Source organism: Pseudomonas sp. SJZ074, assembly GCF_007828215.1.
GTDB lineage: Bacteria > Pseudomonadota > Gammaproteobacteria > Pseudomonadales > Pseudomonadaceae > Aquipseudomonas.
The window spans coordinates 75,351-90,003 of sequence record NZ_VIUE01000011.1; the positions used below are offsets into that span (position 1 = coordinate 75,351).

Consider the following 14,653-nt stretch of genomic DNA (forward strand, 5'->3'; position numbering starts at 1 on the left):
ACATGGATGGCCCCGGCGATTGACGGCTTGCCATAGGGCACGTCAGTCTGGCCGGGTTTTTTCATACGCAAACAAGGAGGTCATCGATGCCCTTTGCAACCCTTGACGGACAACCGCTTCATTACCTGGACCAGGGCCATGGCCCGGTGGTGGTGCTGGGCAGCAGCTATTTGTGGGACCACGGCATGTGGGCGCCGCAGATCGAGGCATTGTCACGCCATTACCGGGTGATTGCCCCGGACCTGTGGGGCCACGGTCAATCCGGGCGTTTGCCCGAGGGCATGTCCTCTCTGGACGACCTGGCCCGCCAGGTCCTGGGGTTGATGGATCACCTGGACATCGATCGCTTCAGTCTGGTGGGGCTTTCGGTAGGCGGGATGTGGGGGACACGGCTGGCGTTGATGGCCCCGAAACGGCTCCAGGCGCTGGTGTTGATGGACACCTATGTGGGCGTCGAGCCAGAGCCGACGCGCCTGTATTATTTCTCGCTGTTCGACAAGATCGAAGCCGGCGGCAGCATTCCCGAGCCGTTGCTGGACATTGTCGTGCCGATCTTCTTCCGGCCAGGCATCGATCCGCAATCGCCGCTGTACCGGCAGTTCCGCGCAACACTGGCCGCGCTGCCGGCTGATCGCCTGCGTGACAGCATCGTGCCGTTGGGGCGAATCATTTTCGGCCGCGACGATATCCTGCCGCGCCTGGGTGAGCTGGATGCTGGCAGCACCTGGGTGATGTGCGGTGACCAGGACAAGCCACGACCACCTTCCGAGTCTCTGGAGATGGCCAGGTTGATCGGTTGTCCCCATATGCTGATCCCGGAGGCAGGGCACATTTCCAACCTGGAGAATCCTGGGTTCGTTACCGAAGCATTGCTTGAGTTCTTGCGTAGCTGACCCACTGCAATCGCGAGCAGGCCCGCTCCTGCATTGACCTGTCAACACCGGGCCATTGCGGGAGCGGGCTTGCTCGCGAAGACGGCGGTACAGTCAACATCCTTGTCGACTGATCCATTGCTTTCGCGAGCGAGCCCGCTCCCACAACGATATCCAGGGAGCGGTTATTTCGGCCCGAGGATCTTCACCAGTTTGTCCGGCGAAGGGGCGCCTTGTTGCTGTTGCAGCTCGCCTTTGTCATCCAGGTAGAAAATCGCCGGGGTGGCGGACAGCTCCAGTTCGTCCATCAACTGCTGGTTGGCATCGAGCTTGGCCTGGATGGCGGGCGGTATGTCCTTGAGGGGCTTGAGCGTGCTGCCCTTGCCGGATTTTTCATGGTCCTCCAGGGCTTTTTGCGGGTCCTTGGCCGCCAGCAACGCGGCGGATTTCCCGGGGCTGTCTTCGCGGATGATGCCCACCATGATGTGGCGCAACTGCACCTTGCCGGCCTTGACCCATGGCCGCGCCTGTTCCCAGAACATGTTGCAGTAGGGGCAATTGGGGTCGCTGAACAGGTACACGGTACGCGGTGCATCCTTGCTGCCGTCGGCGATCCAGTTGCTCGCCTCCATTTTTGCCCATATTTCCTTCGCCATCGGTGCGTAGACCAGTTTCTGCAGCGGCTCGGCGCTCAAGTCCTTGCCGTCGGCGTCGTACAGGTTGCCGAGCAGGACGTGCTGGCCGTCCGGGGTCAGGTACAGCGCCATGCCGCGGTTCTGGTATTGCGCCGCGTAACCGCGTAGCCCGTCCGGTGCCTCGAAAGTACCGACGATCTTCGCGCCCTTGGCTTCGATTTTCTTGATGGCTGCCGGCAGTTCTTCGGCCTGTAGCAGCGGCGCTTGCAACAGCGCCGTGGCGACGGCCAGCGTCAGCATGTGGCGGAGGCGGGGCATGGCGGTTTCCTTGTGACGGGGTGGGGCGCCGTGGTTGAACCCGGCGTTTCGAAATTTTCCAGGGCGCGGGCCAGGCTTGCTTCCGACAGTTCCCCCAGGTGACTGCCCAGCAGGCGGCCGTCGGCGCTGTAGAACAGCGTCGTCGGCAGCGCCATGGAGCCTACGGCCTGGCCAAGGCGACCACTGCCGTCGAACAAGACATTGTCCAGGCTAAGGCCCTGGGTGGCGAGGTAAGTGCTGACGCTCTGCATGCTTTCGGCCTGGTTGACGAACAGGAACGTCAGATCCGGACGCTGCTGCTGGGCTTCTTCCAGTACCGGCATTTCACGCCGGCAGGGCGGGCACCAGGTGGCCCAGAGATTGATCACCAGGGGGCCGCCCTGGTAATCGGTGAGTTTCACGGTCTGTCCGCTGGCGTCGCGCAGGTCGATGTCCGGCAACCGGGTGCCCTGTTCATAAATCGTCAGCGCCATCGTCGCGATCAGCCAGAACAGCAGGCCGCTGCCGACGCCGAACCCCAGTGGCCGGCGCAGGGCCGGTCGACGTCGAGCCCACAGCAAGGTCCCGATGACCAGCGCCACGATGCCAGGCCAGGCCAGGAAGCCGCCGTCGCGCAAGTCGACGATCTGCCACGGGTCGTCCTGGTAATGGCTCCAATAGGCGATGACAAAGCTGATCCGTGCGGCCAGGAGTCCCACCAGAAAGAGTACGAACAGCACCGACTCGGGGTTCTCGCCACCGCGCTTGGCTACCCGCCAGCCTACGAAGGTCGCCAGCGCCAGGGCACTGATCAGCAGCAGGTGGTTAAGGGCGATAGCAAAGGTACCGAGGGTGAATGTCAGCATCAGTTTGCTTCCCGGGTACTGTTCCAGCGCTCCAGGAAGCCCTTGGCATCGACCTCCCCGGTGATGCGCCGGCTGCGGCGCTCTTCACCGTCGGCGCCGATCCACAGCAGGCTCGGCGGCCCGGGTACCTGGTAACGGTTCAGCAGTTCGCGGCTGGCGGCATTGTCAGCGGTCACGTCGAGGCGCAGCAGGCGGACGTCCTTCAAGGCGTTCAGCACTTCGGCGCGGCCGAACACCTGTTTCTCCATGATTTTGCAGGAGACGCACCAGTCGGCGTAATAATCCACGAGCACCCACTGGCCCTGGGATTTGGCCGCGTCCAGCTCCCGTTGCAGAGCAGCAGGCTCGCGGATCGTGACGAAGGCGTCGTGGGCGCTGACGGTCGCGCCGCTCTGGGTGCCGGTGTAGACCTTCAGGGGTTGGAAGAAATCATCGCTACCACCGGCAGCACCCACCAGCAGCGCGCTGCCCCATAGGCCAAACAGTAATGACGCGCTGCCGCAGGCATAGGCCATGCGGCCGAACCCTTCGGTCTGGCGCCAGGCGCTGTAGGCGGCGATCAACAACAGCACGCCCCACAGTCCGATCCACAGCGAGCCGTCGATGACCGGACGGATCATCAGCAGCGCGGTACCCAGGAACAGGAAGCCGAACACGCCCTTGACCAAATCCATCCAGGCGCCGGGCTTGGGCAGGAAACGGTTGCCCACGGTCACCAGCAGCAATAGCGGCAAGCCGATGCCGACGCCCATGGCAAACAGGATCAGGCCACCGTGCAGCGCGTTACCACTCTGGGCGATGTACAGTAGCGCGCCGGCCAGCGGAGCGGTCATGCATGGGCCTACCAGCAGGCCGGACAATGCGCCGAGAATCCCGGCGCCCACCAGGCTGCCGCCGCGGCGCTGACGCCCGGCATTCTCCAGGCGGTCGCGCAAGGCGGCCGGCAGTTGCAGTTCGAAGAAACCGAACATGGGCAGCGCCAACACCACGAACACCGCGGCGAAGGTACCGAGTAACCACGGCTGTTGCAGCAAGGCCTGGAGGTTGGCGCCCAACAACGCGGCAAGCACACCCATGGCGGCGTACACCAGGGCCATGCTGATCACATAGCTGCCCGCCAAAGCCAGACCGCGCCGAGGCCCGGCACCGCTGCCCACCACCAGGCCGGCGAGGATCGGCAGCATCGGCAGGGAACACGGCGTAAACGCCAGCAACAGTCCCAGGCTGAAGAATACCAGCAGGCTCCAACCCAAGGCCCGTCGCTGCAGACCGCTGGCCAGGGCCTGGTCCGGCGCTTCGCCCTTGGCCGTCGCAGCGCTACTGCCGCCCAGGTCGACCACCTGGGTCTGGGGTGGATAGCACAGCCCAGCATCGGCACAGCCCTGGAAACCCACTTTGATCTTGCCGGTGGCGCCTGCCGGAATCTTCAGCTCCAGTGCCTGGCGATAGACTTGTTGGTCGCCGAAAAACTCATCGCTGTGGGCTTCTCCCGCCGGGAGCTTCGGTTTCTGCGCGTCGGCCAGGCCGTCGAATCTGAGTCGCTGCTGATACAGGTAGTACCCATCGGCAATCTGCCAGAAGAGCTGGGTCTCACCGGAGTCGAGGCGTTCCGAAGTAAACACGAAGGCCTTTTCCACCGGCAGGAAATCGGGTTTGGTTTCGAAGGGATTGGCGGCCTGGGCCAGGCTCGAAATCAGCAGCAGCCACAGCAAAAACAATCGACGCATGGATAAAGCCTTAGAACGGAGCAAGTGGAAAGCACGATGGCGGCCGGCGATTAACCGTCGATTAAACGGCGAGGGCCGATGGCGCAATGATCGCCCATGTTTGCCGCACTCGTCGCATAATGTCGGCTTAATCGGCCGGCGGCCTAATGTACCTTTTTCCACGAGGCTTACCATGCGCGTACTGGTGTGCGAAGACGATGAACTGATCGCCAGCGGGATCGTCGCGGGTCTTACGGCCCAGGGCCTGACTGTCGAGCATGTGGGGTCGGCCTCGGCGGCGCGTGCGATGATCGGCGTGGCCGAGTTCGATGTCATGGTGCTGGACCTGGGGTTGCCCGATGAGGACGGCCTTAAACTGCTCAAGCAATTGCGCCAGCAAGGGCTGGAGATTCCGGTGCTGATCCTCACCGCGCGGGATTCTGTGACCGATCGGGTCGACGGTCTGCAAGCGGGTGCCGATGACTATCTGCTCAAGCCCTTCGACCTGCGCGAACTGGCGGCGCGCCTGCACACCCTGCTGCGACGCGTGGCCGGTCGAAGCGTCAATCTGATCGAGCACGGTCGCTTGACTTACGACCCCAGCAGCCGTGAAACCCTCCTGGATGGCCAGCCAGTGGATTTATCGCGGCGCGAGCAATCACTGTTGCAGGCACTGTTGCACAGCCGTGGCCGGGTGCTGTCCACCGAGCAGCTCAAGGACAGCGTGTACGGTTTCAATGACGAACTGGAAAGCAACGCCCTGAACGTTCATATCCATCACCTGCGGCGCAAGCTCGGCAACGGGATTGTCGAGACGGTGCGCGGGCTGGGTTATCGCCTGGGGCCGGCCGATGGCGGAGAACCTTCCAAGTGATGAGCCTGCGATTGCGCCTGAGCCTGACCCTTGGCGCGGCGTTCACCCTGATCTGGGCCCTGGCGGCGGCATGGATGCTCAGCGATCTGCGCAACCAGATGATGTTTTCCCTCGACCAGCGCCTGGTGGCGTCGGCGCGGATGGTCGCCGGCCTGCTGGAGCAGTTGCCGGCGCTGCCCAGCAAGGGCGAGGGCACGCATTTCAGCGCCGAGCAGTTGAGCATTCCCGGTGGCATGGCCTGCCAGGTCAGTTCCTTGCGGGGCGAAATCCTCGCCCGTAGCCACGGCACCCCGGAACAGGTCCTGGAAGCCGAGAAGATGGGTTTTCACGATCAGATGATCGACGGCGCGCCCTGGCGTAGCTTCACCCTGGCCCGTGGCGATGTGCGCATTACCACCGCCGACCGCCAGATCGAGCGGGAAGCGCTCAATATGTCGATTCTGCTGGCGGCCTCGGTGCCGGTGGGGGTAGCGTTGCTCGGCTGCCTGTGCCTGCTGTGGCTGGGTATCGGCCAGGGCCTGGCGCCGCTCAATCGCATGCGCGATGCGCTGATGCGGCGCAATGCCGACTCCCTGGAGCCCTTGCAGATCCATCCGTTGCCCAGTGAGCTGCGCCCTTTGCTGGAAACCCAGAATCAGCTGTTCCAGCGTATCGGCAAGACCATCGAGCGCGAGCGCAGGCTGACCGGCGATGCGGCCCATGAACTGCGCAGCCCCTTGACGGCCATCAAGACTCATCTGCAAGTGGCGCGCATGACCGAGGGCGTCGCGCGCGACCAGTCCCTGGCTCGGGCCGAGGAGGGCGCCGACCGGCTGCATCGCACCCTCGAGCAGTTGCTACTGCTGGCCCGGGTGGAGGGTAGCCTGTCTTTTGACGATGGGGTGCAGTGCAATGCCGAGCAGGTCGCACGGCTGGCGATCCAGGATGCGTCCAGTGGCGAGCCCGGGCGAATCAGGCTGCAGGTCTCTCCTGGGGTTTGCGATGCGCCGGTGCAGATGCCGGCGGTGCTTTCCATTGCTGCGTTGCGCAACCTTCTGGATAACGCGCTGCGTCATACTCCGGAGAATACCGTGGTGGAACTGAGCCTGGAGATGATTGGCCAGCGGGTGCGTTTCCAGGTTCGCGACCATGGCCCCGGCATTGCCGCCGACGATATCCAGCACCTGACCCAGCGCTTCTGGCGCAACGGTCAGAGCACCGGCTGCGGCCTGGGGTTGGCGATCGTCCAGGCCATTGTCCAGCGATGCGGTTGCAGTCTGCATTTCGACAGCCGTCCGGACGGGCTGCGGGTGGAATTGACGATGCCGGTACAGGCGCAGGTTCGCTAGTGTGGTATTTCTGAACCACCACTCTAGCTGACTGCTCGAAGCTTCCTGCAATCATTCCCATTGGCGCACCCGGCTTATCCGGGTCTATGTTTTTTCAGCTCGACTCAAGGACTGAGGAAAACAGCGACAATGGACACCTTCATCGAAATCAGCACGGCCGCGCCCGACGATGCCGGCATCATCAGCCGGATCGCCGAGCGCTCCATCCGGGTCGGTTGTGCCGCAGAGCACCGTAACGACCCGCGCGTCGTAGCCGCCTGGATCCGTACCAATGCCACCGCGCGTATCCGTCTCTGGTTGCTCGACCCGCGGTTGCGCCTGACCCTGGCGCGTCTGCATGGGCGGCCGGTGGGCGTTGCGATGGCTTCGGTCAGTGGTCGGATCGCATTCTGCTATGTGCAGCCGGAGTGGTTTCGGCGCGGGGCCGGGCGGGCGCTGGTGCAGGACATCGAGGCGTGGTTGCATGGCCGCGGGCTCGCCCAGGTACGCCTGAACAGCACGGGTACCAGTCATGGGTTCTATCGCCGCCTGGGGTTTGAGCAAAGCGCCAAGGCCTGTGCCATCGGCGGTATTGCGGCCATTGCGATGCACAAGTCGCTGGGCGATTGATTCAAAAAACCCACAAAACCCTTGTGGGAGCGGGCTTGCTCGCGAAGGCGGTGGCACAGTCAGTATTGATGTTGTCTGGTGCACCGCTTTCGCGAGCAAGCCCGCCCCCACAGGTGAAGTGTCCGCGGCTACTTGAACCGTCGCTCCACGCCCTTCTCTACCAGAATCTTCGCCGAAATCTCCTCCACGGAAAAATGCGTGGAGTTGATGTGGGGGATATTCTCCCGCCGGAACAGGTTTTCCACCTCGCGCACTTCGAACTCACACTGGGCATAGCTTGAGTAGCGGCTGTTGGGCTTGCGCTCGTTGCGGATCGCGGTAAGGCGATCCGGGTCAATGGTCAGGCCGAACAGCTTGTGCTGGTGGGCGCGCAGGGCGCTGGGCAGTTGCAGGCGCTCCATGTCTTCTTCTGTCAGCGGATAGTTGGCCGCACGGATGCCGAACTGCATCGCCATGTACAGACACGTCGGTGTCTTACCACAACGCGACACCCCCACTAGGATCAGGTCGGCCTTGTCGTAATAATGCGTGCGGGCGCCGTCATCGTTGTCCAGCGCGAAATTGACCGCCTCGATCCGCTCCATGTAATTGGAGTTGTGGCCGATGGAGTGGGATTTGCCGACCGAGTAGGACGAATGCTCGCTCAGTTCCTGCTCCAGGGGCGCCAGGAAGGTAGAAAAAATGTCGATCATGAAACCATTGGACGTTGCGAGAATCTCACGGATGTCCTGATTGACGATGGTATCGAAGATGATCGGGCGAAAACCGTCGGTTTCGGCGGCTTTATTGATTTGCTGTACCATCGCCCGCGCCTTGTCGACGCTGTCGATGTACGGACGTGTCAGCTTGGTGAAGGTAATGTTTTCGAACTGCGCCAGCAGGCTTTGGCCCAGGGTTTCGGCGGTGATGCCGGTACCATCGGAGATAAAGAAAGCAGATCGTTTCATTTGCACCTTGGGCCTTAAGCTAATAGCGTTTCTTGGATATGATAGGCGCGATTTGCCGGCCGCCAATGGCCAGCATTCTCACTTATTTTCCAGGTCCAGGCCATATCGCCGGCCAACGCTCCCCAGGAGTTGCCGGTGCCTTGAGCTTTTCCAACACAGTCAGTGGAGAGATCACCTTGGTAGAGTACGTAGTTTCCCTCGATAAGCTCGGCGTCCATGATGTGGAGCATGTGGGGGGCAAGAACGCATCCCTGGGCGAGATGATCAGTAACCTCGCCGGTGCCGGCGTATCGGTGCCGGGTGGCTTTGCCACGACAGCTCAGGCTTATCGTGATTTCCTGGAACTGAGCGGCCTGAACAAACAGATCCACGATGCGCTCGATGCCCTGGACGTCGATGACGTCAATGCCCTGGCCAAGACCGGTGCCCAGATCCGCCAATGGATCATGGAAGCCGAATTCCCGGAGCAACTGAACAGCGAAATCCGCAGCGCTTTCGCCAAGCTGTCCGAAGGCAACCCCGACATTGCTGTCGCCGTGCGTTCCTCGGCCACCGCCGAAGACTTGCCGGATGCCTCCTTCGCCGGCCAGCAGGAAACCTTCCTGAACATCCGTGGCGTGGAAAACGTCATCCGCGCCGCCAAGGAAGTCTTCGCCTCCCTTTTCAATGACCGTGCCATTTCCTACCGCGTGCACCAGGGCTTCGACCACAAGCTGGTCGCCCTGTCCGCAGGCGTGCAGCGCATGGTCCGTTCCGAAACCGGCACCGCCGGCGTGATGTTCACCCTCGACACCGAGTCGGGCTTCCGTGACGTGGTGTTCATCACCGGTGCCTACGGCCTGGGTGAAACCGTCGTCCAGGGCGCGGTGAACCCGGATGAGTTCTACGTCCATAAAGGCACCTTGCAAGCCGGTCGCCCTGCCATCCTGCGCCGTAACCTGGGCAGCAAGGCCATCAAGATGATCTACGGCGACGAAGCCAAGGCCGGTCGTTCGGTGAAAACCGTCGATGTGGACAAGGCCGAGCGCGCCCGTTTCTGCCTGACCGACGCCGAAGTCAGCGAGCTGGCCAAGCAAGCCATGATCATCGAGCAACACTACAAGTGCCCGATGGACATCGAATGGGCCAAGGACGGTGACGACGGCAAGCTGTACATCGTGCAGGCCCGCCCGGAAACCGTGAAGAGCCGCACCCAGGCCAACGTCATGGAGCGCTACCTGCTCAAGGAAACCGGCACCGTGCTGGTGGAAGGTCGTGCCATCGGTCAGCGCATCGGCGCCGGCAAGGTGCGGATCATCAAGGACGTCTCGGAGATGGACAAGGTCCAGGCCGGTGACGTACTGGTTTCCGACATGACCGACCCGGATTGGGAGCCGGTGATGAAGCGCGCCAGCGCCATCGTCACCAACCGTGGCGGCCGTACCTGCCACGCGGCGATCATCGCCCGTGAACTGGGTATTCCGGCGGTGGTGGGTTGCGGCAACGCCACCGAGCTGCTCAAGGACGGCCAGGGCGTAACCGTTTCCTGCGCCGAGGGCGATACCGGCTACATCTTCGAAGGTGAGCTGGGCTTCGACATCAAGAAGAACTCCGTGGACGCCATGCCGGAGCTGCCGTTCAAGATCATGATGAACGTCGGCAACCCGGACCGTGCCTTCGATTTCGCGCAGTTGCCGAACGCCGGCGTGGGCCTGGCCCGCCTGGAGTTCATCATCAACCGCATGATCGGCGTGCACCCCAAGGCTTTGCTGAACTACAGCGGCTTGCCGCCAGAGATCAAGGACAGCGTCGACAAGCGCATTGCCGGCTACGACGACCCGGTCGGCTTCTATGTCGAGAAACTGGTGGAAGGTATCAGCACCCTGGCCGCGGCGTTCTATCCGAAAAAGGTCATCGTGCGCCTGTCGGACTTCAAGTCCAACGAATACGCCAACCTGATCGGCGGCAAACTCTACGAGCCGGAAGAAGAAAACCCGATGCTGGGTTTCCGCGGCGCTTCGCGCTACATCAGCGAAACGTTCCGTGACTGCTTCGAGCTCGAATGCCGCGCCCTCAAGCGCGTACGCAACGACATGGGCCTGACCAACGTCGAGATCATGGTGCCGTTCGTGCGCACCCTGGGCGAAGCGAGCCAGGTGGTCGACCTGCTGGCGGAAAACGGTCTGGCCCGTGGCGAGAACGGCTTGCGCGTGATCATGATGTGCGAACTGCCATCCAACGCGATCCTGGCGGAAGAGTTCCTCGAGTTCTTCGACGGTTTCTCCATCGGCTCCAACGACCTGACCCAGTTGACCCTAGGTCTGGACCGCGATTCCGGAATCATTGCGCACCTGTTCGACGAGCGGAACCCGGCGGTCAAGAAGCTGCTGGCCAACGCCATTGCTGCTTGCAACAAGGCTGGCAAGTACATCGGCATCTGCGGCCAGGGCCCTTCGGACCACCCGGACCTGGCCAAGTGGCTGATGGAGCAGGGCATCGAAAGCGTGTCGCTGAACCCGGACTCGGTGCTGGAAACCTGGTTCTTCCTGGCTGAGGGCCAAGGCGCGGTCTGATTGAGTGAAGGGACCCTGTGGGAGCGGGCTTGCTCGCGAAGGCGATGGAACAGTCAGCATTGATGTTGTCTGGTACACCGCTTTCGCGAGCAAGCCCGCTCCCACATGTTCTGCGGCTTGACTGGCTGAGAGGTCCCTTTTGATTGAAACAGGGCGGGCTCCTGACGGAAGCCGCCCTTTTTTGTGCAAGAGTATTATGCAAAGCAGCAGCAACCTGTTTCCTGTCGCCCTGATCAGTGCCGAGCGGCGTGGCGATCTGAGCGAAGACGTCTACCGGCTGAAACCCGGCAACAGCCCGGACCCTAGTGTCGAACTGGCTGTCACCCGCCTGGGCATGGCCGACGCCGGCCAGGTCCGCGGCGTCCCGGTGATCCTGTTGCACGGCAGCTTCTCCAACCGGCGCTTCTGGTACTCGCCCAAGGGGCTGGGCCTGGGGGCGTACCTGACGCGGTTGGGATTCGATGTATGGATTCCCGAGATGCGCGGGCATGGGCTGTCCCAGCGCAACCAGGACTATCGCAACAATCGGGTGGCCGACTACGCCCGCTACGACTTGCCGGCCATCGGCGCCTTTGTGCGCGAACAGAGCGGGCAGGTGCCGCACTGGATCGGCCATTCCCTGGGGGGCATCACCCTGGCGGCAGCCTTGGGCGGCCACTACCTGGGCGAGCCGGCCGTGGCGTCGGCGGCGTTCTTCGGCACCCAGGTCAGCCGTACCTACTGGCCGCTGAAGATTCCGCCGGTGGAGTGGAGCAGCCGCTTCATCCTCAAGCGCTTTGCTCAATTGTCCGGTTCGAGGCTCAAGCGCGGCCCCGAGGACGAGCCCATCGGCCTGGCCCTGGAAAGCATGCGTTGGTACGGCTTGTTCGGACGTTTCGGCGATGCCGAAAAGGACTGGTGGGCGGGGCTGGCCGAGGTGCAGGTGCCGGTGCTGGCCGTGAGCGCCGCCGGCGATCACCAGGACCCGACCTGGGCTTGCCGCAAGCTGTTCGAGCAGATTGGCTCCGAGCACAAGCAGTTCGTGTGCCTGGGTCGGGAACAGGGTTTCAAGGACGATTTCGGTCATGTCGAGATGCTGGTCAGCAAAGCTGCGCAGGCCGAAGTCTGGCCGCTGGTCGCGCGTTGGCTGGACGATCAGGTTGCGTTATTGCAAGCAGAGCTGCCCAGTCTGGCCGAGGCAGTCTGAGGCAAAGGCTCTGACAAGGGCATTTCGCTCTGGTCGGCTTGCGGCTAAGATATGACGCGTTAAACGGTTCCGGTCACAAACAGTTACTCATCCAGTCTGACGTTCCAGCCTTTCAGGAGTAGTTCGATGAACCATTACCTCACGCCCGACCTGTGCGATGCCTACCCGGACCTGGTACAGGTGTTGGAACCGATGTTCAGCAATTTCGGCGGCCGCGATTCGTTTGGCGGTGAAATCGTGACCATCAAGTGCTTCGAGGACAACTCCAGGGTCAAGGAGCAGGTCGAACTCAAGGGCAACGGCAAGGTATTGGTTGTCGACGGTGGAGGCTCCCTGCGGCGGGCGTTGCTAGGGGACATGCTGGCCGAGAAAGCTGCGAAAAATGGCTGGGAAGGGCTGGTGATCTACGGCTGCATCCGCGACGTGGATGTCATCGCCCAGACCGACCTCGGCGTCCAGGCCCTCGCCAGCCATCCCATGAAAACCGACAAGCGCGGTATCGGTGATCTTAATGTGGCCGTGACCTTTGCCGGCGTGACGTTTCGTCCGGGCGAATATGTCTATGCGGACAATAACGGTGTGATCGTCTCGCCAAGCCCGCTGAAAATGCCTGAATGAAGCGTCAAAGTCGTAAGGGATGAGGATGTTCGAGGAAGAAAACGCGCAGTGGGGGCTGGTGCATGCCCTGGTGCTGGACGGTAAGGGCGGCGCGCGTTCGATTGCCCGGACCGAGCTCGACGATCTGCAGTTGCAGGCCCACGAAAGCCTGTGGCTGCATTGGGATCGCAGCCATCCGCAGACCCATACCTGGTTGCGCAAATCCAGTGGGCTGAGCGAGTTCAACTGCGATCTGCTGCTTGAGGAAAACACCCGGCCACGTCTGTTGCCGTTGCCGGAAGCCGAGCTGCTGCTATTCCTCAGGGGCATCAACCTCAATCCGGGCGCGGAGCCGGAAGACATGGTCTCGGTGCGGATTTTCGCCTCCGCCCAGCGCGTGATCTCCCTGCGTCTTCGTCCTCTGCGTGCCACCGATGAGCTATTGGCGCACTTGGCCGAAGGCAAGGGACCGAAAACCGCCTCCGAACTCATCCTTTATATGGCGCAGTACCTGACCAACAAGGTCCAGGACCTGGTTTCCCAGCTCTCGGAAATCGTCGATGGCGAAGAAGAAATGCTCGACGCCGACGAACGGTATACGCCCGAGCACGATGCCATTTTGCACATTCGTCGCCGGGCTGCCGGACTGAAGCGGTTCCTGGCGCCGCAGCGGGACATTTTCGGCCAGATGTCGCGCATCAAACTGCCTTGGTTCGTCGAGGACGATGGCGATTACTGGAATGAATTGAACAACAGCCTGACCCGCTATCTCGAAGAACTGGAATTGACCCGGGAGCGCGTGGGGCTTGTGCTGGAAGCTGAAGACCGGCGCCTTTCCGTGCGCATGAACCGGACGATGTACCGTTTCGGCATCATCACCGGGATCTTCCTGCCGATGAGTTTTCTCACGGGCCTGCTGGGCATCAATGTCGGTGGTATTCCGCTCTCACAAAGCCCTTATGGCTTCCTGGTCGCCTGTCTGCTGATGGTCTGCGTGGCGCTGGGGCAGTGGTGGTTGTTCCGCCGTCTGCGCTGGGTATAACAGGTTTCATGTGACCCGACGAAATTTGATCGCGTCTTTCACAGACATTACGAGAGGTGCGTATGCACGATCCGTTTGAACAGTCTTTGCGCGACATGCTCAAGGCCTCGCCCTCCAGCCGGGACGACGATGCCTGCCTGGGGCGTGTGCTGAAAACCGCCAACCGACAGGTCGGCGCGGGCGATCTGTTCAGCCTGCTGGGCCGTTGGCTGCCCGCGCTGATGATCGCCTTGAACAACGGGTCGGCCCATGTCTCGCCGGTTTCCCGTCGTAAACCTGTTACCCGCACCGCTGATAAGGCTGATTGAATATGGAATTGAATCTCTGGACCCAGAGCCTCGTCGCGGCCATGACTGCGTTGTGGACCAAGGTGGCCAACTTCATCCCGAACCTGTTCGGTGCCCTGGTGGTGGTGCTGTTGGGGTTCGTCGTGGCCAAGTTGCTGGACACGCTGCTGTCCAAGCTGCTCGCCAAACTGGGGCTGGATCGCCTGATGGGCGGCACGGGCCTGACCAAGCTGCTGTCCCGAGGCGGCATCCAGGTACCGATCTCGACCCTGGTGGGCAAGATTGTCTACTGGTTCGTGCTGCTTATCTTTCTCGTCTCTGCGGCTGAATCCCTGGGGCTTCAGCGGGTTTCGGCCACCCTCGACATGCTTGCGTTGTACCTGCCCAAGGTGTTCGGGGCGGCTCTGGTGTTGTTGGTCGGTGTGCTGCTGGCCCAGCTGGCCAATGGGCTGGTGCGCGGCGCAGCCGAAGGTGTAGGGCTGGATTACGCCTCGGGCCTGGGGCGAATCGCCCAGGGTCTGGTGATCATCATCAGTATTTCTGTCGCGATCAGCCAGTTGGAGGTCAAGACGGACCTGCTCAACCATGTGATCGTGATCGTATTGATTACCGTTGGTCTGGCGATCGCGCTGGCAATGGGGTTGGGAAGCCGGGAAATCGCCGGCCAGATTCTCGCGGGAATCTATGTGCGTGAGCTGTATGAAGTCGGGCAACAAGTGCGGGTTGGCGAGGTCGAAGGCCAGATCGAGGAGATCGGCACGGTGAAGACCACATTGCTGACCGAGGAGGGCGAATTGGTGTCGCTCTCCAATCGGATCCTGCTGGAGCAGCATGTGAGTAGCCGCTAACCCGGCA

At 62.1% G+C, this 14,653-nt stretch carries 14 protein-coding genes; 10 read left to right on the top strand and 4 right to left on the bottom strand.

Going from position 1 to position 14,653, the window contains the following annotated elements; genetic code table 11:
- Window positions 1-86 precede the first annotated feature (86 nt).
- The gene (locus FBX99_RS14105; RefSeq protein WP_144927409.1) at window positions 87-893 is read left to right on the top strand and encodes an alpha/beta fold hydrolase; all 807 of its coding nucleotides are present in this window, start codon (window positions 87-89) and stop codon (window positions 891-893) included.
- Window positions 894-1,057: 164 nt separating this feature from the next.
- Here the strand turns inward: FBX99_RS14105 and dsbG are convergent, their stop codons facing one another.
- The 3 genes from dsbG to dsbD are packed head-to-tail and all read right to left on the bottom strand — an operon-like array spanning window position 1,058 to window position 4,397.
- The gene (gene dsbG, locus FBX99_RS14115; protein WP_144927415.1) at window positions 1,058-1,825 is read right to left on the bottom strand and encodes a thiol:disulfide interchange protein DsbG; all 768 of its coding nucleotides are present in this window, start codon (window positions 1,823-1,825) and stop codon (window positions 1,058-1,060) included.
- Window positions 1,801-2,670 carry a TlpA disulfide reductase family protein gene (locus tag FBX99_RS14120; RefSeq protein ID WP_144927418.1) on the bottom strand — a complete coding sequence of 290 codons (870 nt, stop codon included), beginning with the start codon at window positions 2,668-2,670 and terminating at the stop codon, window positions 1,801-1,803. Before FBX99_RS14120 ends, dsbG begins: the two co-directional genes overlap by 25 nt.
- The gene (gene dsbD / locus FBX99_RS14125; protein ID WP_145131826.1) at window positions 2,670-4,397 is read right to left on the bottom strand and encodes a protein-disulfide reductase DsbD; all 1,728 of its coding nucleotides are present in this window, start codon (window positions 4,395-4,397) and stop codon (window positions 2,670-2,672) included. The genes FBX99_RS14120 and dsbD overlap by 1 nt, the downstream gene beginning before the upstream one ends.
- A 172-nt stretch (window positions 4,398-4,569) precedes the next feature.
- Between dsbD and FBX99_RS14130 the strand changes: the two genes are divergently transcribed.
- The 3 genes from FBX99_RS14130 (at window position 4,570) to FBX99_RS14140 (ending at window position 7,187) form a co-directional block, all read left to right on the top strand.
- Window positions 4,570-5,250, top strand: coding sequence for a response regulator (locus FBX99_RS14130; protein ID WP_047701500.1), 681 nt, complete (start codon window positions 4,570-4,572; stop codon window positions 5,248-5,250).
- Complete coding sequence (locus tag FBX99_RS14135) at window positions 5,247-6,578, top strand: sensor histidine kinase (protein ID WP_144927424.1); 1,332 nt, start codon at window positions 5,247-5,249, stop codon at window positions 6,576-6,578. Before FBX99_RS14130 ends, FBX99_RS14135 begins: the two co-directional genes overlap by 4 nt.
- A 129-nt stretch (window positions 6,579-6,707) precedes the next feature.
- Window positions 6,708-7,187 carry a GNAT family N-acetyltransferase gene (locus FBX99_RS14140; RefSeq protein WP_144927427.1) on the top strand — a complete coding sequence of 160 codons (480 nt, stop codon included), beginning with the start codon at window positions 6,708-6,710 and terminating at the stop codon, window positions 7,185-7,187.
- Between the two features lie 128 nt (window positions 7,188-7,315).
- Here the strand turns inward: FBX99_RS14140 and FBX99_RS14150 are convergent, their stop codons facing one another.
- The gene (locus FBX99_RS14150) at window positions 7,316-8,134 is read right to left on the bottom strand and encodes a pyruvate, water dikinase regulatory protein (RefSeq protein WP_042732259.1); all 819 of its coding nucleotides are present in this window, start codon (window positions 8,132-8,134) and stop codon (window positions 7,316-7,318) included.
- Between the two features lie 176 nt (window positions 8,135-8,310).
- Here FBX99_RS14150 and ppsA point away from each other — a divergent pair, with 176 nt between their 5' ends.
- The 6 genes from ppsA to FBX99_RS14185 all read left to right on the top strand — a co-directional run bounded on the left by ppsA (window position 8,311) and on the right by FBX99_RS14185 (window position 14,646).
- The gene (ppsA, locus tag FBX99_RS14160) at window positions 8,311-10,686 is read left to right on the top strand and encodes a phosphoenolpyruvate synthase (RefSeq protein ID WP_144927433.1); all 2,376 of its coding nucleotides are present in this window, start codon (window positions 8,311-8,313) and stop codon (window positions 10,684-10,686) included.
- 196 nt (window positions 10,687-10,882) lie between these two features.
- Window positions 10,883-11,872, top strand: a complete 990-nt coding sequence (locus tag FBX99_RS14165) for an alpha/beta fold hydrolase (RefSeq protein WP_144927436.1) — start codon at window positions 10,883-10,885, stop codon at window positions 11,870-11,872.
- 126 nt (window positions 11,873-11,998) lie between these two features.
- Window positions 11,999-12,490: a ribonuclease E activity regulator RraA gene (gene rraA / locus FBX99_RS14170; RefSeq protein ID WP_145131828.1), complete on the top strand. Its 492-nt coding sequence runs from the start codon at window positions 11,999-12,001 to the stop codon at window positions 12,488-12,490.
- A 25-nt stretch (window positions 12,491-12,515) separates the two neighbouring features.
- Complete coding sequence (locus tag FBX99_RS14175) at window positions 12,516-13,511, top strand: zinc transporter ZntB (protein WP_145131830.1); 996 nt, start codon at window positions 12,516-12,518, stop codon at window positions 13,509-13,511.
- Between the two features lie 62 nt (window positions 13,512-13,573).
- Window positions 13,574-13,819 carry a hypothetical protein gene (locus FBX99_RS14180; RefSeq protein ID WP_014337331.1) on the top strand — a complete coding sequence of 82 codons (246 nt, stop codon included), beginning with the start codon at window positions 13,574-13,576 and terminating at the stop codon, window positions 13,817-13,819.
- Window positions 13,820-13,821: 2 nt separating this feature from the next.
- The gene (locus FBX99_RS14185) at window positions 13,822-14,646 is read left to right on the top strand and encodes a mechanosensitive ion channel domain-containing protein (protein ID WP_041021634.1); all 825 of its coding nucleotides are present in this window, start codon (window positions 13,822-13,824) and stop codon (window positions 14,644-14,646) included.
- The last annotated feature ends 7 nt before the right edge of the window (window positions 14,647-14,653 follow it).